Genomic DNA, 23,962 nt, shown 5'->3' with positions numbered 1-23,962 from the left:
TACCTAACTCTACATGAGAAAGAATGAAATCTTCAAAGGGTCTGTACCAAAATTTTCACGCACATTCCGTTGGCAGATCAAAATCAGGCCCCTCAGCACGCAAAATAATTACTGATGTAACCACCAGCGTGAGGATCATCCCCAAAAAGATCCCGGCAATTACAAAATTCAGCTCCAGCAGATCGATGGCACGAATTATCGGAAGAGCGCAAAACAACAGCGAAATTTTCAATAAATAGGCAAGCGGGAAAACGAACTTCTGCAGATTCGCCAAATATCGGGTGATCCAGATCTCACTAAACCAGGAGATCGTACTTAAAAGTGCTACTATCAATCCACCGATCAAGAAGCTGAAAGCGGCTTGCAGCAAATTTATCGAAAATAAAATAATCGCAGTGACGGCAGCAGTGCCCAAGACCCAAAGCACATTCCAAAATGCTACCGCAGCAAGTAATTCATCAGCAGTTTTCCGCTTCCCCGCAGTTTTCTTAAGATTTGACTTCCGGAACATGATTTTCCTCCCGTGCTCCTGCCAATTCTGTTGCAGCGGCCACGGTACAGTCAGCTTGCTTTGAAAGTACACGCAAGGTCATAAAAATTGCAAAAACAACCATTAAACCCGCTGGAATGATCACAAACCGTGCCGGAAAAATCACAAAAGTAACTGCATTAAACGAACCCACTGCCGCCCAAAGATACAAAATCAATACGGCATTCACATGCGAGTGCCCCAGGCGGAGCAGCCGATGATGCAAATGCCCAGCGTCAGCTTCAAAAGGTGATTTACCGTGGCTCACCCGGCGAATCACCGCCCAACTCATATCAATCAGCGGAATCGAAAGCACCAGAATCGGCACAAACAATGGCATAAAAGCTGGAATCGCCATCCGCGCAGTAAGATTTGCCGGATCAATTTGCCCCGTCACTGTGATCGAAGCTCCAGCAATCACACTGCCAAGCATCAACGCCCCCGAATCTCCCATAAAAATCCGCGCCTGATGAAAATTATGCGGTAAAAATCCGAGACAAATCCCGACCAACACCGCAACAACCGCAGCTCCCACTGACGCATAATCTCCCGGCGAAGATTCACGCACGAAATAATATGCGTAACCGAAAAATGCGAGCGCTGCGATCCCCACTACGCCCGCAGCAAGACCATCAAGACCGTCAATGAAATTTACCGCATTCGCAGCCACTAAAACTACAAAAATCGTACTGAAAAGGGTCAACCGATCAGAACCGATCGTCAAGCCCAAAAGTGGTACTGAAAGTAATTGCACCCCAAACCACGCCATAATCGCAGCCGCTAAGATCTCGCCAGCAAGTTTCGCGTACCAGCGTAATTCCCAAATATCATCGATCGCGCCAAGCAAGCACATTGCGCCTGCGCCAAATAACACACCCCATGCTCCCGAGCCTTTGATAAAAGTTTGCGCAAGAAATGGGATCTGTGACGCAATTACAAAAGTAAAAGCCAAACCGAGAAACATTGCTACTCCACCAAGACGTGCAATCGGCACAGTATGCACATCACGCCCGCGCACCTGCGTAATCGCCCCAAGTGAAAGCGCCAAATGTAATATCAACGGCACTAACAGATAGGTGATCACTCCCGCAAGGAGCATCATCAGCAAATATACTCGCACTCTCGACTCCTCACGCACGAACTTTCAATTGCGCAAAGTTAAGTAGCTGCGCTGACGGCAAAGCACCTTCACGAATCACTTGCGCTGCATCAGGCCAAGCTGGATCAAATTTCAAAATTGTAGACGGCACCCCAGTGCGACTCACTCCCCCATCGAGATAAACGCTTACCGCTTCGCCAAGCTGCTGGTACGCCTCAGTAATCGTTTGGGCAGGCGGCTGACCAGTGATATTTGCACTCGTGACGGCGAGCGGTCCACATTCACGGAGCAGTTCAAGCGCAGCTAGATCATCGGGCATCCGCACTGCGACAGTACCATGCGTCTCCCCAAGATCCCAGCCTAAATCATCCACTGCCGGAAAAATTAATGTTAGTGCACCAGGCCAATATTTTTCAGCTAACTTGATCGCAGCTGGATTGATCCAGGCTGCGATTTTCTCCACCGTTTGCCAATCAGGAACTAATATTGGCGGAGGCATTTGCCGGGTGCGTGATTTCGCACTTAAAAGTGCCGTGATTGCCTCAGCATCAAACGGATTAGCACCAATTCCATAAACAGTATCAGTGGGCAGGCATACTACCTTCCCGTTTTTGATCGCATTTTTTGCTGCTGCAATACCTTCTTCGGCATTCTCACCGCGTACATCAAAAAACATTTCAACTCTCTATCTCTCGTCTATTATCCTAGCTGCCTCCGAATTTTTTGCAGCGATATCTTTGCAGTAGCCGCTGCGATTATTTACGCAAATTTGGATTTCTCATTCTTTTTTGCAAAATCGGGTGATCCCGTTTTCACACCTTGCACAACATCATCGTGTGCAGCAGGTTTTCGCGCCGATAAAAATCTTGGCTTCTGCGCCAGATCAAGATTCGTACGTGGATCACTGAAACCAGCAGCTCCAGCAATCTTACAAATCTCATTTGCTTGTTCATCAGCATGTTCAAGGAGCAGCAGACCACCTGGCCGCAGCAGTTGGAAGGAACGTTGGATCAATCGACGCGGGAAATCAAGCCCATCGGCACCTCCACCATAAAGTGCAAGTTCAGGATCTGCAAGCACCTCTGGGGAAAGCCGATGACCAGGCGGCACATACGGTGGATTCGTCACGATTATCGAGACTTTTCCAGCAAAATCAGAATCAACAGTTAATGCATCACCCTGCTGAAAGGATACGAGACTTCCATATTGACGATTATTTTCACCGGAAATCGCAAATGCTAACGGGCTGATTTCAACCGCATGTACATTGCTATTTTGTGTCTCTGTCGCTACTGCAATTGCGATTGCGCCCGATCCACTGCAAAGATCTAATACGAGTGGATTGCGTTCACCCATTTTTTGCAGCCGTCTTACTTCTGCGATCGCGCTATCTGCAACCATTTCAGTTTCCGGACGCACAATAAATACGCCCGGCACACACTTTAATTCCAGATCACGAAACCACATTTTGCCAATGAGATGCTGCAATGGTATCCGTGCTGCCCGTTTTTCAACCAACTGCGCATAAGCTTCAGACTGCTCCGCTGAAAATTCACCAGCTGCACGATACAACCGGCAGCCAAGCACAAATTCAGCTAATTCGCGCGCATCTACCGCCGGACTGGCCACACCGGCGGTAGCTAACCGTTTAATTGCTGCCCCAATCGCCTGATTCAGATCGCGCACTGAATTTTCATCTTTACTTTGCCTGTTACGTGATTCTTTCGCAGAATTTGTCATTTCTGGCTCGTCAGTTAAAATCAGTTTTCCGAAGCGTGTGCAAGGCGTTCAGCTTCGTCCATTTCACGCAATGATTCAATTACTGCTGCGAGATTTCCGTCAATCACTGAATCAAGATTATAAGCCTTGTATCCCGTACGATGATCAGAGATCCGGTTTTCTGGAAAATTATAGGTACGCACCCGCTCAGAACGGTCTACTGTGCGCACTTGGCTGCGCCGCTGATCTGCCTCTTTCGCTGCCTGCTCGGCTAACTGCATTTGCCGTAAACGCGCGCGCAATACTCGCATTGCCGATTCACGATTCTTGATCTGTGATTTTTCGTCTTGCATTGACACAGTGATCCCTGTCGGCAAATGGGTGATCCGCACAGCCGAATCGGTCGTATTCACACTCTGCCCGCCAGGCCCAGAGGAGCGAAAAACATCAATTCGGAGATCGTTATCATTGATTTCGATTTCGCCTGGATCTTCAACTTCGGCAAATACCAGTACTCCGGCAGCCGAAGTATGCACCCGGCCTTGGGACTCAGTTACGGGAACTCGCTGTACCCGATGCACACCAGCTTCAAACTTCAGCCATGCCCAAACTCCATCACGTGGATCTTCAGGCACGCTTTTTGCCTTCACCGCTATTTGCACATCCTTAAACCCACCCATATCGGTCGGGGTAGCATTGAGAATTTGGGTGCTCCAGCCTTTCGTCTCCGCATAACGCTGATACATCCGCAGCAAATCAGCAGCAAAGAGGGCAGATTCTTCGCCGCCTTCCCCTGCCTTCACTTCCAAAATCACATCGCGTAAATCATCAGGATCACGCGGAATTAGTGCATTCCGTAAATCTTCTGCAGCCAGTTCATAAGCAGATTCAAGCCGTGGGAGTTCAGCTGCAAAAAGTTCTCCGTCCGCACCGCCGAGTTCCACGATCTCACGAGTCTCGCCAAGATCCTGCGCAATTTTCAACCAGTTTCGATATCGCGTAACAACCGGTCCGAGTTGTGCATAGCGCCGTGAAAGTTGGCGCAATCGCTCCGGATTTGCAAGCACCTGTGGATCAGCCATTTGCGCTTCTAAATCACGATATTCTAACAGCATCGCTTCCGCAGCAGGGTATTCAGTATTAATTTGTTTTTGAGAATCGGAGCTCATAAAAATCCTTTTGTCTGCAAAATATCTGCAACATTTGGAACGCCGTCAGCCGTTCCCTTATTTGCCGATCTGAAAAGCAAGTTTACCTTGTGCACAGTTTTCTATTGCATTTGTTTTCCAGCTTCTTTGCGATCTGCAATGATGCATCATGCATGATGCGATGCAGTAAACAACGAACGCGGTTGCGATTGCAATTTAGTTTCAGAACGGTTTTCACTTTGGATACGTTGAACGCCGGCCTCGCATCGCGAAAGCCGGCGTTCAAAATAAAAGCTACTTATTACGCTTTCCGTAACGTGCTTCGAAGCGTGCCACGCGACCGCCGGTATCGAGGATCTTCTGCTTACCGGTGTAGAACGGATGGCATGCGGAGCAAACATCCACACGCAAGTGATCGGTATCAAGCGTAGAGCGAGTATCAAATTCCGCGCCACAAGTACAGCTTACGTGTACTGGGGTGTATTCAGGGTGGATTCCCTGCTTCATAATATTCTCCTTGGATCGATGAATGCTCCTGGGTCCAATCCACACATTCTCCGCACGGACGGAGGCCGCTTGCAGCAGATGCGCATTTATATTTGCATCAAACCTGCCGTGAACCGGTGAACCAGTAGCCGACGTTTTATTAAACCATTTTCAATTAAATTTTTCTAGCTCCGTGAGGAATCACTCAGCTCCGTTTGCTTGCATCCCGCGCACAATGGAGACTAAAAATTCTTTATTCGATTCGGTCTTCCGCAGCCGCCCAAGCAGATAATCGGATGCTTCCTGGACATCAAGCGTGCCGAGAGCACGCCGCAAATGCCATACGATCTTCAGCTCTTCTGGGCTGAACAACTGTTCTTCACGACGAGTACCTGAAGCATTCACATCAACTGCCGGGAAAATCCGCCGGTCGGCGAGCTGCCGGGAAAGCCGCAATTCCATATTTCCCGTCCCCTTGAATTCTTCAAAAATCACTTCATCCATCTTCGATCCTGTTTCAACCAAAGCTGAAGCAATGATCGTCAATGAACCACCGTCTTCAATATTGCGCGCAGCACCAAAGAATTTCTTTGGCGGATACAATGCAGCTGCATCTACACCACCAGAAAGAATCCGCCCGGATGCTGGCGCAGCCAGATTGTAAGCACGCGAGAGACGAGTAAGCGAATCAAGCAAAATGACCACATCCTGCCCTAGTTCTACCAACCGTTTTGCCCGTTCTACTGCGAGTTCGGCAACGATTGCGTGATCCGAAGCGGGACGGTCAAAGGTCGAAGCGATCACTTCACCTTTCACCAGGCGCTGCATATCAGTCACTTCTTCAGGGCGTTCGTCTACCAATACCACCATTAAATGCACATTTGGATTATTCTTTGCGATAGCTACAGCCATCTGCTGCATTACCATCGTCTTACCCGCCTTCGGTGGCGAAACGATCAGCCCGCGCTGCCCTTTTCCAATTGGCGCAACCAAATCAATTACGCGGGTTGTCAGCGCATTCTTGGTTGTTTCCATCCGTAGCATTTCTTGTGGGTACAACGGAGTAAGCTTATTAAATTCCGGGCGCTGCAGTGCTGCCTCAGGCGTCAGCCCATTCACAGAAGTTACTTCCACTAACGGATTGTACTTGTGCTGACGTTGACCACGCCGTCCCGCGCCGTCAGTAACTGAACGCACTGCACCAACTACGGCATCTCCCCGCCGCAAGCCATACTTCTTAATCGTTTGCTGCGATACGTACGCATCAGATTTTCCTGGCAGATATCCACCAGTGCGCAGATAAGAATTCGTTCCGGCAGTATCAAGAATACCTGCCACTGGAATCAAAACTTCTTCATTTCCAGCTTGTGCATCTTCCGAATTATGCTGCTCTTCATATTGCAGCGATTCTTCGCCTTGCACATTACGACGGTCATTATTATTGCGTTCACGACGGTTGCGCCGCCCATTGCGATCGCGTCGATCACGACGGCCATTACGCTCACGCCGATGATGCCCGTTTTCGCGCTCACCTTCAACTTCTGTGCCATCGCTATTCCGCTTGTGATCAGCGCGCCGCTGTGCTGCATCACCAAGTGCATCTAAAGCTGCCTGCTTTTCTTCTGGAGTCATCTCAACTTTGCCGGATTTCACTCCAGTTTCTTCCGCAGTACGTGCATTATTTCGCCCACGATTGCGTTTTTCTGCAATCGATGGAGCTTCTTTTGCCACATCAAGTGAATCTGCTGACGCATCGGCATCCCCGGTACTGCTCTTGCGTACTTTGCGCGTGCGCTGCGGGGGCTGCGCAGATCCGGATTCTCGCGATTGCGTACTCCCGCTAAGTTTTTCTTGGATCGCTGCAATGTAATCAGCTTTCCGCGATTTTGGCGGCATTTTAATACCGAGCTCAGCTGCACGCTGCTTTAATTCCGGAAGTAGCATTGTAGCTACTTTACGCTCAGCACCTTCAGTTTCTTTCACAGGTTTCCTTCCCCGGACGTCACAAACATTGACGTACTTGTTAGATTCGGGCCTCGGGATGATCATGCTCCCGTATCAAACGGAAAAGCATTTAATTTTCGATCTGGCAATCCGCTAAAACAATTGAATCTGCAAGCGAAAAATTCGGCTTAAACATCGAGCCGTGATTACCTGGCTCAATCTTACACAATGATTCACTAATTTGAAAATATGTTCGGGTAAAATCTAAGTAGTTTCACGCACATTTCCGATGCTACAGCGAAGCTGAAAATTACTTTTCGCAGCAGCTGCATTTATTCATGCGCTCCAGCTTTGAGGCTGCAAAGCATAAAAAGAAAAAATTAAGATTGCCGAAGTTGTAAAAAGTTCAGGAAAAATAATTCACAGCAGCCTGCGCAGCAGCAACTTCTTGTACTGCAAAACCTGCATCTATTAGTTTTGCCTGCATTGCTTGCGGCATTTTTGCAAACAAAAGCAGTGCAGTCCCTGTTTCGGTATAGATCACCGGCCAGTGTGCTTTTTGCAATGATCGGGCAAGATCAGTAATTGCGCTCGCGGCAATTTCCGGATTTGCTTCCAAAGCAGAATGCCACGAAATACTGCCTGTAATTTCACACAGCAGCAGCGGATCGTATTGCAACGCATAGACGAATGCTGCAGTATGTGATGCCGGTAGCTGAAAGTCCACCTCTTTCGCACTCACTGCTCGGGAATCCATTGAATCGTCAAAGCTGCTGGTAATCAGTGTGAGACGCAAATCCGAATGGATTTGTAGCGCAGCATAACTGGATCCAGATTGCTGCTGCGTTTGCAAATTTATTGCACCAGCGGGAGCGAGCAATACATTTTTCGCTAACTGTGCCGAACCCGGCGATTTGCGACTCGGCCAGGTAAGCGCCGCACCTCCAGCAAGTATCGCCGTCAAGATCGCGCAATCGCCCCGATAGCGTTCAGCGAAACAACGCAATATCGGTAGTGAGAGCTCTGCCGGATTCCCAAGCATCCCTTTTACCAGCAATAACGCCGCTGCTATCTGTGCTTCATTTTCGCCTAAACCGATATTCCGCCTGATATTGTTCCGGCAGACAAGCTCGATCCCGAAAGCCGGCTGCCCCAGATCTGAAAGCAGCCGATGCATTGTTTGAATCACTGGATGGCGTTCATCTTGTGCAATTTGCCGACTCCCCTGCCCAAGGACGATCGCGCGGGAAGCCCGCGTAGTAAACGAGGCTGAAATTTCATCCCATAAATTCAAACTTAATGCGAGATTTGAAAAACCTGCACGGAATAACGATATGCCAGCTGGCACTCGCACATTTACCTGCTCGTTAACAATTCGCATGCTGTTCTTTCCAAGATTTTCACACAATCCATGAGGATCACAAAGCATCATTCATGACGCACATTTACCTGAGCCGACCCAAACGCGCCCCCTGGATTGTGCAAATATCTTTTACTTCTTACATCTTTTCCGGCGCACTAACACCCAAAAGCCCAAGCCCATTCGCAAAAACTTGGCCTGCAGCATCATTCAGCCACAAACGTGCCTGATGCGTGGTAGTTACTGCTTCGTCAGCACGCGGAGTCACACGCGATTTTGCATACCAACCGTGGTAAGCAGCAGCAAGCTCTTCGAGATACCGGGCGACACGATGTGGCTCACGCAAAGCTGCGGACTGCGCCACCACCTCCGGATATTTTGCGAGAGTAGCAAGCAATTCCCCATCAGCTTGAGAATCGAGCTTACTCGGATCAAAATCATCACGCGTAACCCCATGCTGCGCCGCATTTTGAGCGACAGAGCAAGTCCGGGCATGCGCATATTGCACATAATAAACCGGGTTGTCATTTGTATTTGAAGAAATGACGGCAAGATCAATCTCCAGCGTGGTATCCATTGCTGCACGCACCAAGGAATAACGCGCCGCATCAACTCCAGCAGCCTCTACCAAATCGGAAAGTACCACGATCGTGCCAGCACGCTTTGACATTTTCACTGGCTGCCCGTCTTTTACCAGATTAACCAATTGCCCAATCAAAATTTCAAGGTTTTCACCCTTGCCCGCACGATCACCAAATGCGCGAGCCATCGCATACATTCGCCCAATATAACCGTGATGATCAGCTCCCAGCAGATAGACCGCATAATCGGCACCGCGCTCGCGCTTATCCAGATAATATGCAATATCTCCCGCAAAATACGCTGCTTCGCCATCGCTCTTGATGATCACGCGATCTTTATCATCACCGAAATTGGTGGTGCGCACCCACTTGGCACCATCTTGTTCATAAATCATCTCGGCAGATGCAAGACGCTCAATCGCCTTTTCCACCTTACCTTGTTCATAGAGCGAATCTTCATGGAAGAAAACGTCAAAATCGACCCGGAAATCACGCAGCTCCTGCTTGATCTCACCGAACATCAGATTCACTCCATGCTCCCGGAAAAACTCCTGTGCCGCAGCATCGTCAAGCTGTGCAAGATCTACCTCCGGGTGCGCAGCAAGTACCCGTTGCGCAATATCAGTAATATATTGCCCGCCATAGCCATCAGCTGGTACTTCCGCCCCGCGAGCGCGCGCGAGCAGCGATGCCGAGAATCGATCGATTTGTGCCCCATGATCATTGAAATAGTATTCACGGGTAACTTCTTGACCTGTTGCCTCAAGGATCCGCGCAAGAGAATCGCCGACAGCTGCCCATCTTGCACCGCCAATATGTACTGGGCCAGTGGGGTTTGCAGAGACGAATTCGAGATTTACCTTTTTCCCTTTTTCGATATCGCTGCGTCCGTAATCCTTACCGAGCGCAAGGATCGTACGTGCTAATTCTCCGGCAGCACCGGCCTCCAAAGTGATATTAATAAATCCTGGACCAGCTACTTCTGCGCCTGCGATCCCATCATGCGCAAGCAGTTTCGCTACCAAAATTTCTGCCAAAGCACGCGGATTCATACCGGCTTTCTTTGCCAGTTGCATTGCAAGGTTTGTTGCCCAATCTCCATGCTCACGCGAGCGTGGACGTTCAATTTTCACCTCGTTTGGCAAATCTTCAGATGCGAGGGAAATTTCACCATTCGCTACAGATTCGGATAATACACTTTGTAGATATGCAGATAATTCCTCAGGAGTCATGGGTTCATTCTATCGGCTCACATCTTTTCCCCCAATGTGAGAAGACGTGAAATCGGGCAATTTTCTTCCCTGCACCACATTGCGAAAATGTGCAATTAGATCTTTCTTTCGCACTTTTGGGTTGGTATCAGCAGCTTTATTACAGACGAAGCAGAAAGCTATCCGGCTCACAAATTGTCTCGATTTTCCGTCCGGATTTCTGTACTCGTGGTATTTATTGCTAGACTAGGCAAAGTCCCCGCCCCGATAGCTCAGGGGATAGAGCGTCCGCCTCCGGAGCGGAAGGTCGCAGGTTCGAATCCTGTTCGGGGCACAATGCAAAGAATCGCAGAGTTTCAACATTAAAACGATCCTCGCAGTTCAGTCATCAGTAACTGCTAGGATCGTTTTAATTCATTCGTTTAAGGTTTTTGCAAAATCCCTTTTTCATCATCGCGATAGTATCTACCGCGATACGTTGGATTCATAAATGCTTCTTCGGTGAGGAGCTGGTCTACTTCCGCAGCTGTCAGCAGCCCCATTTCCACAACCACATCTTTTACAGATTTACCAGTACGTGCCGCTTCTTGCCCGATGCGATCACCATTGTGATGCCCAATCACTTCATTCAGATATGTCACTACCCCGATCGAACGATACACATGCCCGCGCATTACTTCAGGGTTGGCGGTGATTCCGGCAATGCATTTCGTCCGCAGCGTGTCACAGGCGTTGATCAGCAATGAGAGCGATTCATTCATTGCTTGCGCTATTACCGGTTCCATCACGTTCAGCTGCAATTGCCCGGCCTCGGCAGCCATCGTCACCGTCAGATCGTTACCGATCACCTTAAAGCAGACCTGGTTTACCACTTCGGGAATGACGGGATTGACTTTTGCTGGCATGATCGAAGATCCGGCCTGCAATTGCGGAAGGTTGATTTCGTTGAAGCCCGCTCGTGGCCCAGAGGAAAGCAAACGCAAGTCATTTGCAATTTTCGAGAGCTTATGGGCGAGCCGTTTCAACGCCGCATGCACGCTCACATAGTCACCATTATCAGAAGTTGCTTCAATCAAATCCGGCGCGGATGTAATTGGCAGACCGGTAACTTCGGCCAACTTCTTAGCTGCCGTTTGCGCATAATCTGGCGGCGTATTGAGTTTTGTCCCAATGGCTGTTGCGCCAAGATTCACATGCAGTAAATAACTCGAAACGCGCTCTAATACTTCAATTTCTTCGCGTAAATTTGTGGCAAAACCATGAAATTCCTGACCCAGCGTCATTGGTACCGCGTCTTGTAATTGTGTGCGTCCCATTTTCAACATATGTGCAAATTCCGTGCCCTTTTGCGCTAAAGTTTCAGCTAATTTCGCCACACACAAATTAAGTTTTTGCACGCTTGCAAAAATTGCTAAGCGCAACCCCGTCGGATATGCGTCATTCGTTGATTGAGATTTGTTTACATGATCATTTGGATTGATTACATCGTAACGCCCTTTCGCAAATCCCAGCGATTCTAGCGCAAGATTTGCAATCACTTCATTCGTGTTCATATTGACGGAGGTGCCTGCTCCGCCTTGAAATTGATCGATTGGAAATTGATCAAGGCAGCGGTGCTGCACAAGGATTTCATCACATCCGGCTACGATTGCCTGCGCGATATCGTGCGGCAATACTTTTAGCTCCTCGTTCGCCAGTGCACAAGCTTTTTTCACTTGCACCATTGCCGGTACAAATTCTTTCATGGCACCAACCGTTTGCCCTGAAAGCTGAAAATTTTCGATTGCACGAACGGTATGGATCCCATAGTAGGCATTGGCTGGGACTTCTCGCGTGCCCAGGAGGTCTTCTTCAATCCGATCAGTCATCTTCATTCCTTTCAAGCGTCTTTGCATGAGGAGTGCGAGATTTATGCCGTAACAGCTTATTTCACGCACCACAATTATATCTTGAGATTGAGATATAGCTTGAAAGGAAAACCAAATTTCACGAGAAATTAAAATCGTTTTCTGCCTAATCTGCTTCCAGATTCACGAAATACACAGGCGGCAGTAAATTTCTAGTAAGCCCCATCCCAGTAAAAGTTAATTACGCGCCGCGCTAAAGAAGGTTCATCAGTGATAATTGCGTCCACCCCCATTTTCAGCAACCGCAACATTTCGTCAGCCTCATTCACCGTCCACACGTGCACAGCCTGCCCGCGACGGTGACATAAATCAATGAGCTGCGGAGTGACAATATTGATTTTTGCAAATACACACGGCACCTGAATCGCTTGTGCACCTTGTGCTACTCCAGGCACAAGCCGATCAACAAATTTTTGCAGTCTGCGCGGCAATTTCGATTGCAATAAGAGCAGCGCCATCGCCCCCTGCCCGAGCGAAGTAACCACTCCCGGCAGCATTCTGCGCAGCATTTTCAAACGAGTCTCATTAAAAGAGGAAAGACTCACCCGACGCAAGGCATTTTTCTCCCGAATCACTCGCGCCAATGGTCTTACTACTTTGAAATTTTTTGCGTCAATATTCAAGATCAGATCCGGAAAACGCGCAAGTACTTCATCGAGACGCACTGGCGAATTTCCTGATTCATCATGCACATCAGTAAGCTCTTCCCAAGTATAATTTGACACCATCCCATGCCCATTCGTGGTGCGATCAAGAACCGGATCATGAAAGAGGATCACTACGCCATCTTTCGTCGCATGTGCATCGGTTTCAATATAGCTAAATCCGAGCTGTTCCATTTTCATAAACGCAGCAAAAGAGTTTTCGGGAGCTTCATTCCCTCCTGCACGATGCGCCAGCACAATCGGTTTTTCGCCAATCTTCCAAATTCGCTCAGACGGCTTCCGCTGTTGGTACTTCACCGAAATACCCACTTCCCATTGATCGCAATAAGTCTCAAACCAGGAATAAATCTATTCGCACTTCTGGCTAATATCAATTGCTCCGAGCTGGCTGATAAAACTAACTGGCTCGACTGGCTTTTCTGAATAGTCTTTCGTTGGGCGAATTTCAAAATGCAAATGTGGACCAGTTGAACGACCAGAGCTGCCAACTTCGGCAATTTTCTCACCGGCCTTCACTTTTTGCCCAACCTTTACAAAAATTCCATCGCGATAGCTATGCAAATACCAGGTGTAAAATACTTTTCCGTCAATTTCATGCCGGATGCGCACATCGTTATTGCCTGGAGTTTCTGAACCATCCATCTCCACTACACCATCAGCTGCAGCATATATTGGGGTACCGGCAGGGGCAGCAAAATCAACACCCGTATGAAATTCCATCCCGCGCCCAGTAGGGTTTTTCCGCATCCCAAAAGGTGAACTGATGTGATACGAGCCAGTTTCCATTGGGAAAAATACTTGCTTTTGCTCTGGGGATTCATAGGCTGAGTTCAGGCTGTTTGCACCTTGATAATCAACACAACGCAATTTTCCACTGTTCGCAGCCATCTGGGTTTCAATCAACTTCGCCAATTCAACCGAGCCGGAAGTTGGCTCCAGAATCTCTGCAGCACCATCTGCTGCAGTTTCTTTCGCGGTAACGGTATTCAATACCGAATTCGGATACTTTAAGCCAGCTGTACCGACGGCATTTTGCACTTCCATCACTCCGACGATGCTTGCCACCACTACACCTGCCACCGCTACTGCGGAAAGCGCCGGACTCTTCCGGATAAAATTGTGTAACGCCGAAGATTTTTTCAGCCCCACCGAAGCAGCACTTGCAAATTTTGCATTGAAAGCTTTTTGACCTGCCGCAGTCTCGATTTCACAGGTTGAAATTGCTGGGATCGCCGTTGTAACTTCTGCGGTTTTCAACTTTTCCGGCATCTTTGCTGACGGCGTTGACGATCCAGAGGCCAAAACTTCGGCAGCTCCCTGCACGGCAATAAACTGCTTTTCCACTTGTGATAAATTTGGGGCTTTTTCGCGATCCAGTTTCTCTTGCCGTTGTATACTTCGCCGTCTGCGTGGAATTTCTGGCATCTCACAAGGCAAACCGGCACCCGCCAATTGCTGCGGATTTTCACGCTCTTTTTCCAGCTGCGCCGCACGCTCTGCAGCTTGCCGAGCGAGACGAAGTTCTTTGCGGGAAGGTAACGTTTTCCCCGTGAGAAGCTCTTGCGACACTCCGTCTCTCCTTCGGTTTATTCCTTTGTTTTGCAACAAAAACTACACTTGTGAAAAATCTTTTCGACTTTCCACGATGCAAACTAAAGTTAATCATAACGGTTTGATAACACAACGTCTACTGCTCCAGAAAACTGTGACGCACTCTTTTTCCAGAGCGGAGATCTTTTAGTTTCAGCCCGCACTCACGCAAACCGATTTTCCAGACACTTCCGACAAATCAGCACCAAAATTATCAACACCAAAAAGCTCAAACAATAATTTTTCCAGAAAGTTTCTTTACGATTTACCGAGAAACAAACAGCTCCTTCTTTACACTCGCTCCACACTTCAACATAAAATCTCTTCAAATCAAGGTATTTTTTCGTTTTGCGCGCAAATTCAGATTAATCGTCATTAAAATGAGATGTATCGACAAGCAAATTAATGCATTGCCTGCATCAAGGACGATTACAAATCGAAGCTGAGGACACAATGGTAGACCAACATTTTGGCCCAAATGACGGATTCGTGGCAGATCTCTATGCCTCTTTCACCAAAGACGCTTCCAGCGTGGGCGAACAATGGCAGGAATTATTCCGCACCTGGCAGCTAAATGGCATCGCGCCTGAGCCAACTTCACCATCATCCTCAGCCACAGCAGATGCAAATCGGCTCACCACAAAACAAGATCTGCATTCACATCCAGACCGTGCAGCTACCGCGGATATCAACGTCACCCGCTCAGATTTGCCGCCAGCTCCTCGCTCCGCAGCATGTCCAGCCCTGACCCCATATACCGCAAAATATGACCTTGCCCCCACCCTGGCAGATAATTTCGGCGAAGATGAAGAGGAAATCATTTTCCTCAAAGGAGCCGAACGCGGCCTCGCGAAGAATATGGACGCATCCCTCACGATTCCTACCGCGACCTCCGTGCGCGCACTTCCCGCCCGCGTAATGTTCGATAACCGTACCGTCATCAACAGCTACCTAGCTGCCACTCGCGGCGGAAAAGTTTCATTCACCCATTTGATCGCTTACGCAATGGTTGAATCCCTAGCCGAAATGCCTGAAATGAACTACTCCTACCGGCTGGATGAGGCAGGCAAACCGCAGTTGATCAAGCCCGCAAACATCAATCTCGGAATCGCAATCGATGTCGCCAAGCCGGACGGCACGCGAACGCTCGTAGTGCCCAATATCAAAGGCGCAGAGCGGCTCACTTTCACCCAATTCCACTCAGCATACGAAGACCTTGTCGCGCGCGGACGGGAAAATCTGCTGAAAATCGAAGATTACACTGGCACCACTGCTTCCCTCACCAACCCGGGCGGGCTGGGCACCGTCCACTCGATCCCGCGGCTAATGAATGGCCAAGGGGTGATCATTGGCGTTGGATCGATGACCTACCCTCCTGAATTTCAAGGTACCTCTAATGCAGCAATTTCACGTCTCGGCGTATCGAAAGTCGTACATCTTACTTCCACCTATGACCATCGCGTGATTCAAGGTGCAACTTCTGGTCGTTTCTTACGCTTAATGGAAGAAAAGCTACTCGGTCTTGATGGCTTCTACGAACGCATTTACATGGCACTACGTATTCCCTACCAGCCCTTCATCTGGGAACGCGATGTGGAATACAATGCTGAACGCGAGATGGGCAAACCAGCGCGCATCGCCGAATTGATCCACGCTTACCGTTCCCGCGGCCATTTGATTGCCGATATCGATCCGCTCTCTTTCCACGTCCGACGGCACCCAGATTTGGAATTAAGCTTCTACGGGCTCACCCTTTGGGATCTTGACCGCACCTTCCCGACCGGCGGTTTTGCTGGTACCACGCATGCCACTTTACGTGAGATTCTGTCGCAACTGCGCGAATCATATTGCCGCAGTGTCGGCATCGAATATATGCATCTGCAAGATCCCGTACAGCGCCGCTGGTTCCAAGAGCGGATCGAACGTCCAGCAAAACCAGCATCCGATCAAACCAAACGCAATATTCTACACCGCTTGAATCAGGCGGAAGCCTTTGAAGTGTTCCTCCAAACCAAATATGTCGGGCAGAAGCGATTCTCTCTCGAAGGCGGCGAATCTTTGATCCCTGCACTTGATACGATTTTGCAAGGGGCTGCCCATGATGGTCTTTCCGAAGCCGCAATCGGTATGGCACATCGTGGAAGATTGAATGTGCTTACGAATATCGCCGGGAAATCCTATGGTCAAATCTTCTCCGAATTTGACGGGATTTTCGATCCAGCTGCCCAACAAGGTTCTGGCGATGTAAAATACCATCTCGGCACAGAAGGTATCTTCACTTCCCTTGACGGCGATGAGATCTCCGTCTACCTCGCAGCAAATCCGTCGCATTTAGAGGCAGCTGACGGCGTATTAGCAGGCGTTGTACGCGCCAAACAAGATCGCTTTGCCACAGGTGATGCTTCATATCCGGTACTGCCGATTTTGATTCATGGCGATTCCGCACTTGCCGGGCAGGGGGTAGTTGCAGAAGTATTGAACTATTCTCAACTTCCGGCATACCGCACCGGCGGCACAATCCATATCGTTGTAAATAACCAGATCGGTTTTACGACGGCGCCCTCATTAGCACGTTCCTCACGCTACGCCACCGATCTCGCCAAAGGTCTGCAATGCCCGATTTTTCACGTGAATGGTGACGATCCCGAAGCCGTAGTTCGCGTCTCACAGCTTGCATACGAATACCGGCAAGAGTTCCATAAAGACGTATTCCTAGACATTACGTGTTATCGCCGTCGCGGACATAATGAGGGCGATGATCCGTCAATGACCCAACCAATCATGTATTCACTGGTAAACTCAAAGCGCACTACACGGCGTCTCTATGCTGAATCATTGATTGGGCGCGGCGAATTTACCAGCGATCAATTTGCAGCTTTGGAAGCGGAATTCCAAAACCTGCTTGAAGCAGCTTTTGCTGAAGTCCGCGAAGCTGAAAAAGTGCAAAATATCGACTCAAGCGCAGATGCCGCTGATGTTCTGGGGCTGCCCAAAGCACAAGTCGAAGAAGACTCGACGATCGTAGGTTGGGAATCTGCAGTAAGTGCGCAAGTACTGCAACGGATCGGCGATGCACATACGATGCCACCTGAAAACTTCCAATTGCATAAAAAAATTGGGCAACTCTACGAAAAGCGTGCAGAAATGGCGCGTAATGGCGATATCGATTGGGGTTTTAGCGAATTACTTGCCTTTGGCTCACTCTTGATTGATGGCGTACCAGTGCGGCTTTCAGGGCAAGACTGCCGACGCGGCACATTCGTACAACGCCACGCTACCGCGCACTGCACTGTCACCGGTCAGGAATGGACCCCGCTTTCCGGATTAACAGAAGAACAAGCCGAAATCAATATCTCTGATTCTTCATTGTCGGAATACGGTGTACTTGCTTTCGAGTATGGATACTCGGTAGAACGGCCAGATGCACTCGTCCTGTGGGAGGCACAATTCGGCGATTTCGCCAACGGCGCGCAAACTATTATTGACGAGTTTATTTCTTCGGCTGAGCAAAAATGGGCGCAAACTTCTGGTCTTGTAATGCTCTTGCCGCACGGATACGAAGGTCAAGGGCCCGATCATTCTTCAGCACGAATTGAACGCTATCTCCAATTGTGTGCCGAAAATAATCTCCTCGTTGCGCAGCCTTCAACCCCGGCTAACTATTTCCATCTCTTAAGACGGCAAGCATTTATCCGTCCACGGAAACCTTTGATCGTATTTTCGCCAAAGCAGCTGTTACGGCGAAAAACAGCCGTCTCACAAATTACTGATTTCACGCAAGGCCAATTCCAGCCAGTGATCGGTGAAATAGATGACCGGATCAATACTGTGGATCGAGTGCTGCTGTGCTCTGGGCGGATATACTACGATTTGCTTGCAGAACGTGAAAAACGTCAGGATTGGCACACCGCGATTATTCGCGTTGAGCAGCTTTACCCAGATCCAATCACTGAACTGCGGCAGCAGACGGACAAGTATCCCGATGCCAAGTTTGTTTGGGTTCAAGACGAACCACAGAATCAAGGCGCATGGAGCCATTTTGCACTTAATGTCTTCTCGGAAGTGGGGATTTCGCCGCAGCTGATTTCACGTCCGCGGGCAGCAGCTCCGGCAACTGGAATTGCAGCAATTCATCGGATGCAGATCGCGCAGATCCTCGCTCACGCCTTCACTCGGTAGTTCATAGTTCTCGCGCTCTACATTAAGATCCTGACTCGCAGAAAGCTGCGGCAGCAGGTTTGCGCTGAAAGTTTACCTGGTTTTCACCAGCGAAATCGGCACGAGATCCTGATACCGCTGTTGCACCTGCTGATTACGCACATCGCTGCTGCATATCTGCTTGCGTGATCAGGAACGATCAGAGTACGCACATTCTCAGATTTCGACTAATATCAAAATATGCTTGCAAGCGCTGATTGCCATATTTTTCACGCAATTGCTGGCAGCATCCACAAAGGTGACGAACGAGCAGGGAAAAATGCAATACAAGCAAATCTTTTTTGTTGGCGATGAGCTTGTCTCAACGATGGGCGATGACCGCGCATTGGGTTGGGTTGGGCGTGTACTTGCACGCACCCCCAGCAATCCGCCGATCCTCCCGATCCCACTGCCTTTTGCAGGCGAAAATACTGCTGCTTTAACGAATCGTTGGCAAGGTGAAGTCGAACCTCGGTTGAATCGCGAATACGATAACCGGCTCGTGATCGGGCTTGGTTCACACGATCTTGATGCTGGGATTTCTGCTGCCCGTTCACGTCTCTATCTGGCAAACCTGCTTGATAACGCAGAACAGCTACAGATTCCGACTTTCGTAGTCGGGCCACCTCCACGACCAGATCGAAGCGCACGGGAAGTCGGGATGCTCACGAAGGCCTTTGCTGAGGTTTGCCACCGTCGTTCCACAATCTACGTTGACACTTTCTCGCCACTGATCAATCATGAACAGTGGAATACGGATATGTCTATTTCTGCCCAATATACGCCACGGCAAGCTGGATACGGCTTGATGGCATGGCTGGTTTTGCATTGCGGCTGGCATCAATGGCTTGGATTACCGCAAAGAAATACTGACTATTAATTCGCTGCAGTGGGAAAAATTAGTAATGCGAAAATTCCAAACAGCTTTGTAAAGCAAAATAAAATCGAGAAAAGCAAAAAATGGGGTACGAATTTCGCACCCCATTTTGGCATTACACCACAGCTTAAGCGTTTGGACGCTTACCGTGGTTTGCGCCACCCTTTTTCCGGGTACGACGCTTATTTGCACGCTTTGACATTTTTATTCTCCTTTGTGCTTCAATCGGCACAAGAATATGTGCGCTAAATTTGCACTGCCTACCTATTTAATCAAAAAGTCTTCGAAATCGCACACTGCAAACAAAATTTCATGCAAATTCACAAGACTGCAAGTTCCCAAGGCGTAATCTGCGCGATCTCGTCAGATCATTTTGCCAAGGCTGATCAGTTTCGATTAGCGAATCATTTTTGGAGAAACTGTGCAAAAGTCTCCGTAATCCGCACCCGCAATGCAGCCGGAGCCGTATCAGCCACAGATTTCCGCATCAATTCACGGATTCGCTGTTCACTGCTTAAATGTTCAACACATTCCGGACAATTCTTGGCGTGTGCAAGTAAACGCAATGCAGCTGCTGCAGAAAGTTCACGATCAAGCAGTTCAAAGATATTTTCAAGCAAATCATCACAGTTACAATCACAATCATGATGTGCTGCCAGTTGGCGCAATTGTGGAGCAGCTGCACCGTCTGCAAAATATCGTGCAAACACAAAATCTAAAGATTCGTAACTCACTTCGTCACCTGCATTCCATATCCTAATTCAGCTGCATATTCATGCAGGATCTCCCTTAATTGTTTCCGCCCCCGGTTTAACCGCGACATCACCGTACCGATTGGAGTGCCCATGATTTGCGAAATTTCCTGGTATGAAAACCCCTCGACATCAGCCAAATACACTACCTGCCGGCGATCTTCAGACAGTTGTGAAAACGCTTGCCGAATTTCTTCGTTTGGCAGATTTTCAAGCGCTTTCACTTCAGCTGATTCAAGCCCAATACTTTGATGCGAAGCAGCCCGATACTCTTGCCAATCTTCGATTTGCGCGCCGTCAACTTCCTGCGGCCGGCGCTGTGCCTTGCGATAATTTGAAATGAAAGTATTATGCAATATTCGGTAGAGCCAAGCTTTCAAATTCGTGCCCGGCTGGTACTGGTGAAATGCGGAATAAGCTTTCAGATATGTTTCTTGTACGAGATCTTCAGCATCTTGCGGCTTGCGCGTAAGCTGCATTGCCGCCGAATATAACTGATCAAGGTAAATCAAAGCTTCCTGCTCAAATCGGGAAAGCATTTGCGTTTCAGTTTCAACCTTTTGCATTTCACCTGAATCTGGCATATTTCGGGCTACCTGGCTTTGCTCAACAGCATCAGGAAAATTTTTGGTGATGACGGATCCTTCTTTCATAGTGCCTCCAGCCTACCGCAGGATCGAAAGCTGCGCCCACCGATCAACCGATTTCCACAAGCTAATGCCACCTTCCGGAGGCTAAAATAAGAAAACGCCCCAAGGAATCAGTTTCGGGATAATCGCCGTCAGAGCCAGGCAGCGCATGTAACAGTACGCAAAGAACCGATACAATCAAAGATATCTCTGAGAAACATCAAGCTGAGCATTCCTCAGCTGCGAAGTACACCGGAAAAAAGAAAGAGCTACACATGAAATTTATGCGCAAAATCGCCCGTCCAATGCTTGCCGCACCTTTCGCAATTGCTGGCATAGATGCAGCACTTTACCCGCGCGCGCACCGCGCACGGATCGAAAACTTGTGCAAATTAGCGCAAAAGGCGGGGATCAACACACCTGCACCAGAGCAACTCGATACACTCACGAAGGCCAGCGGGACGGCAATGACTCTTGCTGCTAGCGCGCTTGCTTGCGCAAAGTTTCCACGCCTGAGCGCAGCAGCACTCGCTGCTTTACAAATCCCAGTTGCTTTTGCGAATCATCCTTTCTGGCTGCACAGTGGCGATACCCGCCGCAAAGATTTGATTGGATTTGCTGGCGCGATTGGACTCGTAGGCGGAGCGATTATTGCCGCATATGACCGTGAAGGTCGCCCTTCTGCTGCCTGGCGTGCTAGCAAGTGGGCAGATGCGGTCAAAAATTCGGTGGAAGTAAAACTGAGCCAGATTGGAAATTAAAATTGACCGCTTGGCTTGCTCCAACTCTTGCACCAGCGGAGCAGATAAATGCTCAAGTCATCGTTCCAGCATCGAAATCGTTGACGAATCGGTATTTAATTTTGGCTTCGCTTTCAAAAGCTCCGTCCGTGATAAAAAATCCGTTACGTGCTCGTGACACTGCCTTAATGACAGCAGCTTTGCGTACATTCGGGATCGAGATCACTGAGCTTCCTACGCAAGACGGATGGCGTGTGGCACCTCCAGGATCAAGAAAATTGCATGGTGGCACAATTTATGCCGGGCTTGCAGGTACAGTGATGCGCTTTATCCCTGTGCTGGCAGCACTCGCACACGGAAAAACGGTGATCGATGCAGATGCGCAGGCTTATTTGCGACCAATGGATACTACCATTTCAAGCCTGCGCGCATTAGGAGTGGAAATTGCTGGTAATGGCGCTGCTGGCAAAAGGCTGCCTCTTGAAATTCATGGCACAGGGAGTGTCGCGGGTGGAGCAATCACAATCGATGCTTCCAGCTCGTCGCAATTTATTTCGGCGCTGCTTTTAACCGCACCCAGATTTGAGCGTGGCCTGACCCTCAAGCATTGCGGTACTTCCCTCCCCTCCAAGCCGCATATTGAAATGACCCTCGCTTTATTGCGTGAATGCGGTGCCCAAGTACGTGCAGATGATCATGCCAAATCTCCCGTTTGGCACGTTGCCCCTGGTGAAATCCAGCTTCCGGAAGTGGAAGTCGAAAGTGATTTATCAAATGCTGGTCCATTTTTAGCTGCCGCAATGGTCTGCGGCGGGCAAATTACGATCCCCCACTGGCCGCGCAAAACCACGCAGCCCGGAGCACAGTTTGCAGCGATTTTTTGCCGTCAAGGAGCAAAAATAGATTTTGTTGATGCGGATTCATTACGGCTGACGGGCCCGCGAAAAATTGCACCGCTCGATTTGGATTGCAGCGCAATTGGCGAGTTGGTGCCAACGCTGGCAGCTGTCTGCGCTTTTGCGCAAGGGAGTTCAGCACTGCGAAATATCGGGCAATTGCGCGGACACGAAACTGATCGATTACAGGCGCTCGTCACGGAATTAAATAAAGTTGGCGTGAATGCACAAATTTCGGGCGATGATCTGATCATTGTTCCGCCGCCAAACCAGGATCCTGCGCAAACCATAGATCCGCAGAGTCCTCCCGCAGTTCAAGATCTGAGCCGTGGATCAGGCTATCGCGGTGCCGCATTGGCATCCTATGCAGATCACCGGATGGCTACCTTCGGCGCAATTTTAGGTTTGAAAATTGCCGGGATTACCGTCGATCACATTGAAACAACTGCAAAAACTTTGCCGAATTTTCCGCAGCTCTGGGCGCAGATGATTCAGCAATCTACAAATCAGCGCAATACTGAATATTGTAAAGATGAAATTTGATGAAAGTAGAGTGCACGAAAAATGAGTCGGCGAGATATTGGCACCGATGATTATCGCGTCAGAGTGCGCCCAGGAAAGGGCTCACGGCCGCGCACAAAAATTCGCCCAGACTATTCGCAAAAACCACGCGGGCAGGTGTATCGCATTGACCGTGGGCGTTACCATGTGCGAATCTTAGAAACACAGATTGAAGTGGTGGCAGTAAAAGCTCGCGAATTACCGCATCGTTCAGTGGCGATTGGCGATATTTGTGCAATGACGGGCGATCTTTCCGGCCGGAAAGATACGCTTGCCCGAATTGCAGCGGTTGATCCACGCTCTTCACAATTGCGGCGCACCTCGGAGGAAGGAGAAGCTTCCGGCACGGAGCGTGTAATGGTAGCCAATGCAAGCCAGCTATTTATTGTGACGGCTGTAGCACAACCAGAGCCGCGTTTCGGGATGATCGATCGCTGCCTTGTAGCTGCTTATGACGGTAAAATGCATCCGATTCTCGTACTTACGAAATGTGATTTAGCCGATCCACAGCCTTTGATCGATCAATACTCGATGCTCGATTTGGATCTCGTCACCTCGTATTCAGGTGGGATCGACACCAAATCTGGCATGGAAATTCTTGATCCGCGTGCGATCGCGAATGTGCAAAGTCTGGCAGCGGATAAAACTTCTGTTCTTGTGGGGCACTCTGGAGTGGGAAAATCGACACTCATTAATGCCTTGATCCCAGCAGCGCAACGGCTCACTGGCGCAGTAAACGAAGTTACCGGGCGCGGACGCCATACTTCTACTTCTGCTGTTGCTTTTGATTTGCCTGGTGGCGGGATCATGATTGATACGCCAGGCGTGCGCACTTTTGGTCTTGCCCATGTTGGACCAGAGCAACTCTTACAAGGATTTCCCGATTTAGCTCAGATCGCGTCCTCTTGCCCGCGTGGATGTACGCATGCGCAGGTGGAAAGCGAATGTGTTTTTGATCTGTGTACAGATTCTCGGATCTTGCTGCGAGTTAGCTCTTTTCGTCGGCTTTTAGCTGTGGCAAGCAAAGCCGATTGGGAATAACCGGGAAATTTTACAAAAAGCAAAGAAATT

General features: G+C 49.2%; 20 protein-coding genes and 1 tRNA gene. 6 read left to right on the top strand and 15 right to left on the bottom strand.

Annotation, left to right across the window (positions count from 1 at the left end; all coding sequences use genetic code 11):
- Positions 1-55: 55 nt before the first annotated feature.
- The 9 genes from J2S36_RS07585 to argS form a co-directional block, all read right to left on the bottom strand.
- A complete protein-coding gene (locus J2S36_RS07585; RefSeq protein ID WP_309957087.1) occupies positions 56-511 on the bottom strand; it encodes a hypothetical protein in 456 nt (151 codons plus the stop codon).
- Positions 489-1,649, bottom strand: coding sequence for an MraY family glycosyltransferase (locus J2S36_RS07580; RefSeq protein ID WP_309957085.1), 1,161 nt, complete (start codon positions 1,647-1,649; stop codon positions 489-491). Before J2S36_RS07580 ends, J2S36_RS07585 begins: the two co-directional genes overlap by 23 nt.
- A gap of 10 nt (positions 1,650-1,659) precedes the next feature.
- Positions 1,660-2,304 carry an L-threonylcarbamoyladenylate synthase gene (locus J2S36_RS07575; RefSeq protein ID WP_309957083.1) on the bottom strand — a complete coding sequence of 215 codons (645 nt, stop codon included), beginning with the start codon at positions 2,302-2,304 and terminating at the stop codon, positions 1,660-1,662.
- Between the two features lie 83 nt (positions 2,305-2,387).
- A complete protein-coding gene (gene prmC, locus J2S36_RS07570; RefSeq protein ID WP_309957081.1) occupies positions 2,388-3,368 on the bottom strand; it encodes a peptide chain release factor N(5)-glutamine methyltransferase in 981 nt (326 codons plus the stop codon).
- A 20-nt stretch (positions 3,369-3,388) separates the two neighbouring features.
- Positions 3,389-4,492 carry a peptide chain release factor 1 gene (prfA, locus tag J2S36_RS07565; RefSeq protein ID WP_309957521.1) on the bottom strand — a complete coding sequence of 368 codons (1,104 nt, stop codon included), beginning with the start codon at positions 4,490-4,492 and terminating at the stop codon, positions 3,389-3,391.
- A gap of 297 nt (positions 4,493-4,789) precedes the next feature.
- Positions 4,790-5,002 (bottom strand): 50S ribosomal protein L31, encoded by a 213-nt coding sequence (gene rpmE / locus J2S36_RS07560; RefSeq protein WP_309957079.1) that lies wholly within the window; start codon positions 5,000-5,002, stop codon positions 4,790-4,792.
- 180 nt (positions 5,003-5,182) lie between these two features.
- Positions 5,183-6,925 (bottom strand): transcription termination factor Rho, encoded by a 1,743-nt coding sequence (gene rho / locus J2S36_RS07555; protein ID WP_309957519.1) that lies wholly within the window; start codon positions 6,923-6,925, stop codon positions 5,183-5,185.
- A gap of 406 nt (positions 6,926-7,331) precedes the next feature.
- A complete protein-coding gene (locus J2S36_RS07550) occupies positions 7,332-8,306 on the bottom strand; it encodes a homoserine kinase (protein ID WP_309957077.1) in 975 nt (324 codons plus the stop codon).
- 118 nt (positions 8,307-8,424) lie between these two features.
- Complete coding sequence (argS, locus tag J2S36_RS07545; protein WP_309957075.1) at positions 8,425-10,098, bottom strand: arginine--tRNA ligase; 1,674 nt, start codon at positions 10,096-10,098, stop codon at positions 8,425-8,427.
- A 240-nt stretch (positions 10,099-10,338) separates the two neighbouring features.
- On the opposite strand from argS, the gene J2S36_RS07540 reads away from it, so the two are divergent.
- Positions 10,339-10,411: transfer RNA gene (locus tag J2S36_RS07540), tRNA-Arg, on the top strand.
- Positions 10,412-10,499: 88 nt separating this feature from the next.
- On the opposite strand, the gene aspA is transcribed toward J2S36_RS07540, so the two are convergent.
- The 3 genes from aspA to J2S36_RS07525 all read right to left on the bottom strand — a co-directional run bounded on the left by aspA (position 10,500) and on the right by J2S36_RS07525 (position 14,218).
- Complete coding sequence (gene aspA / locus J2S36_RS07535; RefSeq protein WP_374717335.1) at positions 10,500-11,951, bottom strand: aspartate ammonia-lyase; 1,452 nt, start codon at positions 11,949-11,951, stop codon at positions 10,500-10,502.
- A gap of 185 nt (positions 11,952-12,136) precedes the next feature.
- Positions 12,137-12,946, bottom strand: coding sequence for a glycerophosphodiester phosphodiesterase family protein (locus tag J2S36_RS07530; protein ID WP_309957072.1), 810 nt, complete (start codon positions 12,944-12,946; stop codon positions 12,137-12,139).
- Between the two features lie 51 nt (positions 12,947-12,997).
- Positions 12,998-14,218 carry a M23 family metallopeptidase gene (locus tag J2S36_RS07525; protein WP_309957070.1) on the bottom strand — a complete coding sequence of 407 codons (1,221 nt, stop codon included), beginning with the start codon at positions 14,216-14,218 and terminating at the stop codon, positions 12,998-13,000.
- A gap of 474 nt (positions 14,219-14,692) precedes the next feature.
- Between J2S36_RS07525 and J2S36_RS07520 the strand changes: the two genes are divergently transcribed.
- On the top strand, positions 14,693-18,418 hold the full coding sequence (locus J2S36_RS07520; protein WP_309957068.1) for a multifunctional oxoglutarate decarboxylase/oxoglutarate dehydrogenase thiamine pyrophosphate-binding subunit/dihydrolipoyllysine-residue succinyltransferase subunit: 3,726 nt from the start codon (positions 14,693-14,695) through the stop codon (positions 18,416-18,418).
- 298 nt (positions 18,419-18,716) lie between these two features.
- Positions 18,717-19,316, top strand: a complete 600-nt coding sequence (locus tag J2S36_RS07515) for a GDSL-type esterase/lipase family protein (protein ID WP_374717348.1) — start codon at positions 18,717-18,719, stop codon at positions 19,314-19,316.
- Positions 19,317-19,440: 124 nt separating this feature from the next.
- Here J2S36_RS07515 and J2S36_RS08635 read toward each other — a convergent pair whose 3' ends face one another.
- From J2S36_RS08635 to J2S36_RS07500, 3 genes are all read right to left on the bottom strand, one after another.
- Positions 19,441-19,515 carry a 50S ribosomal protein bL37 gene (locus J2S36_RS08635; protein WP_369794720.1) on the bottom strand — a complete coding sequence of 25 codons (75 nt, stop codon included), beginning with the start codon at positions 19,513-19,515 and terminating at the stop codon, positions 19,441-19,443.
- Between the two features lie 202 nt (positions 19,516-19,717).
- On the bottom strand, positions 19,718-20,047 hold the full coding sequence (gene rsrA / locus J2S36_RS07505) for a mycothiol system anti-sigma-R factor (protein ID WP_309957062.1): 330 nt from the start codon (positions 20,045-20,047) through the stop codon (positions 19,718-19,720).
- On the bottom strand, positions 20,044-20,649 hold the full coding sequence (locus tag J2S36_RS07500) for a sigma-70 family RNA polymerase sigma factor (protein WP_309957517.1): 606 nt from the start codon (positions 20,647-20,649) through the stop codon (positions 20,044-20,046). The genes rsrA and J2S36_RS07500 overlap by 4 nt, the downstream gene beginning before the upstream one ends.
- A gap of 320 nt (positions 20,650-20,969) precedes the next feature.
- On the opposite strand from J2S36_RS07500, the gene J2S36_RS07495 reads away from it, so the two are divergent.
- Genes J2S36_RS07495 through rsgA form a run of 3 tightly spaced genes read left to right on the top strand, consistent with a single transcriptional unit; the run spans position 20,970 to position 23,932 of the window.
- The gene (locus J2S36_RS07495; RefSeq protein WP_309957061.1) at positions 20,970-21,455 is read left to right on the top strand and encodes a DoxX family protein; all 486 of its coding nucleotides are present in this window, start codon (positions 20,970-20,972) and stop codon (positions 21,453-21,455) included.
- A gap of 2 nt (positions 21,456-21,457) precedes the next feature.
- Entirely contained in the window at positions 21,458-22,873 is a 1,416-nt protein-coding gene (aroA, locus tag J2S36_RS07490; protein WP_309957058.1) for a 3-phosphoshikimate 1-carboxyvinyltransferase, read from the top strand.
- A gap of 21 nt (positions 22,874-22,894) precedes the next feature.
- The gene (gene rsgA, locus J2S36_RS07485; protein WP_309957056.1) at positions 22,895-23,932 is read left to right on the top strand and encodes a ribosome small subunit-dependent GTPase A; all 1,038 of its coding nucleotides are present in this window, start codon (positions 22,895-22,897) and stop codon (positions 23,930-23,932) included.
- The last annotated feature ends 30 nt before the right edge of the window (positions 23,933-23,962 follow it).

The organism is Arcanobacterium hippocoleae (assembly GCF_031456295.1).
GTDB classification, from domain to species: Bacteria; Actinomycetota; Actinomycetes; order Actinomycetales; family Actinomycetaceae; genus Arcanobacterium_A; species Arcanobacterium_A hippocoleae.
This window is presented reverse-complemented; position numbering and strand designations above follow the sequence as displayed.

Excerpts from the sequence above, each read along its gene's own strand:
- J2S36_RS07550 (WP_309957077.1), bottom strand. The coding sequence starts at position 8,306 with ATGCGAATTGTTAACGAGCAGGTAAATGTGCGAGTGCCAGCTGGCATA.
- argS (WP_309957075.1), bottom strand. The coding sequence starts at position 10,098 with ATGACTCCTGAGGAATTATCTGCATATCTACAAAGTGTATTATCCGAA.
- prmC (WP_309957081.1), bottom strand. The coding sequence starts at position 3,368 with ATGACAAATTCTGCGAAAGAATCACGTAACAGGCAAAGTAAAGATGAA.
- rsgA (WP_309957056.1), top strand. The coding sequence starts at position 22,895 with ATGAGTCGGCGAGATATTGGCACCGATGATTATCGCGTCAGAGTGCGC.
- J2S36_RS07500 (WP_309957517.1), bottom strand. The coding sequence starts at position 20,649 with ATGCCAGATTCAGGTGAAATGCAAAAGGTTGAAACTGAAACGCAAATG.
- J2S36_RS07495 (WP_309957061.1), top strand. The coding sequence starts at position 20,970 with ATGAAATTTATGCGCAAAATCGCCCGTCCAATGCTTGCCGCACCTTTC.
- rho (WP_309957519.1), bottom strand. The coding sequence starts at position 6,925 with ATGCTACTTCCGGAATTAAAGCAGCGTGCAGCTGAGCTCGGTATTAAA.
- J2S36_RS07575 (WP_309957083.1), bottom strand. The coding sequence starts at position 2,304 with ATGTTTTTTGATGTACGCGGTGAGAATGCCGAAGAAGGTATTGCAGCA.
- J2S36_RS07520 (WP_309957068.1), top strand. The coding sequence starts at position 14,693 with ATGGTAGACCAACATTTTGGCCCAAATGACGGATTCGTGGCAGATCTC.
- J2S36_RS07515 (WP_374717348.1), top strand. The coding sequence starts at position 18,717 with ATGCAATACAAGCAAATCTTTTTTGTTGGCGATGAGCTTGTCTCAACG.
- J2S36_RS07585 (WP_309957087.1), bottom strand. The coding sequence starts at position 511 with ATGTTCCGGAAGTCAAATCTTAAGAAAACTGCGGGGAAGCGGAAAACT.
- aspA (WP_374717335.1), bottom strand. The coding sequence starts at position 11,951 with ATGAAGATGACTGATCGGATTGAAGAAGACCTCCTGGGCACGCGAGAA.
- rpmE (WP_309957079.1), bottom strand. The coding sequence starts at position 5,002 with ATGAAGCAGGGAATCCACCCTGAATACACCCCAGTACACGTAAGCTGT.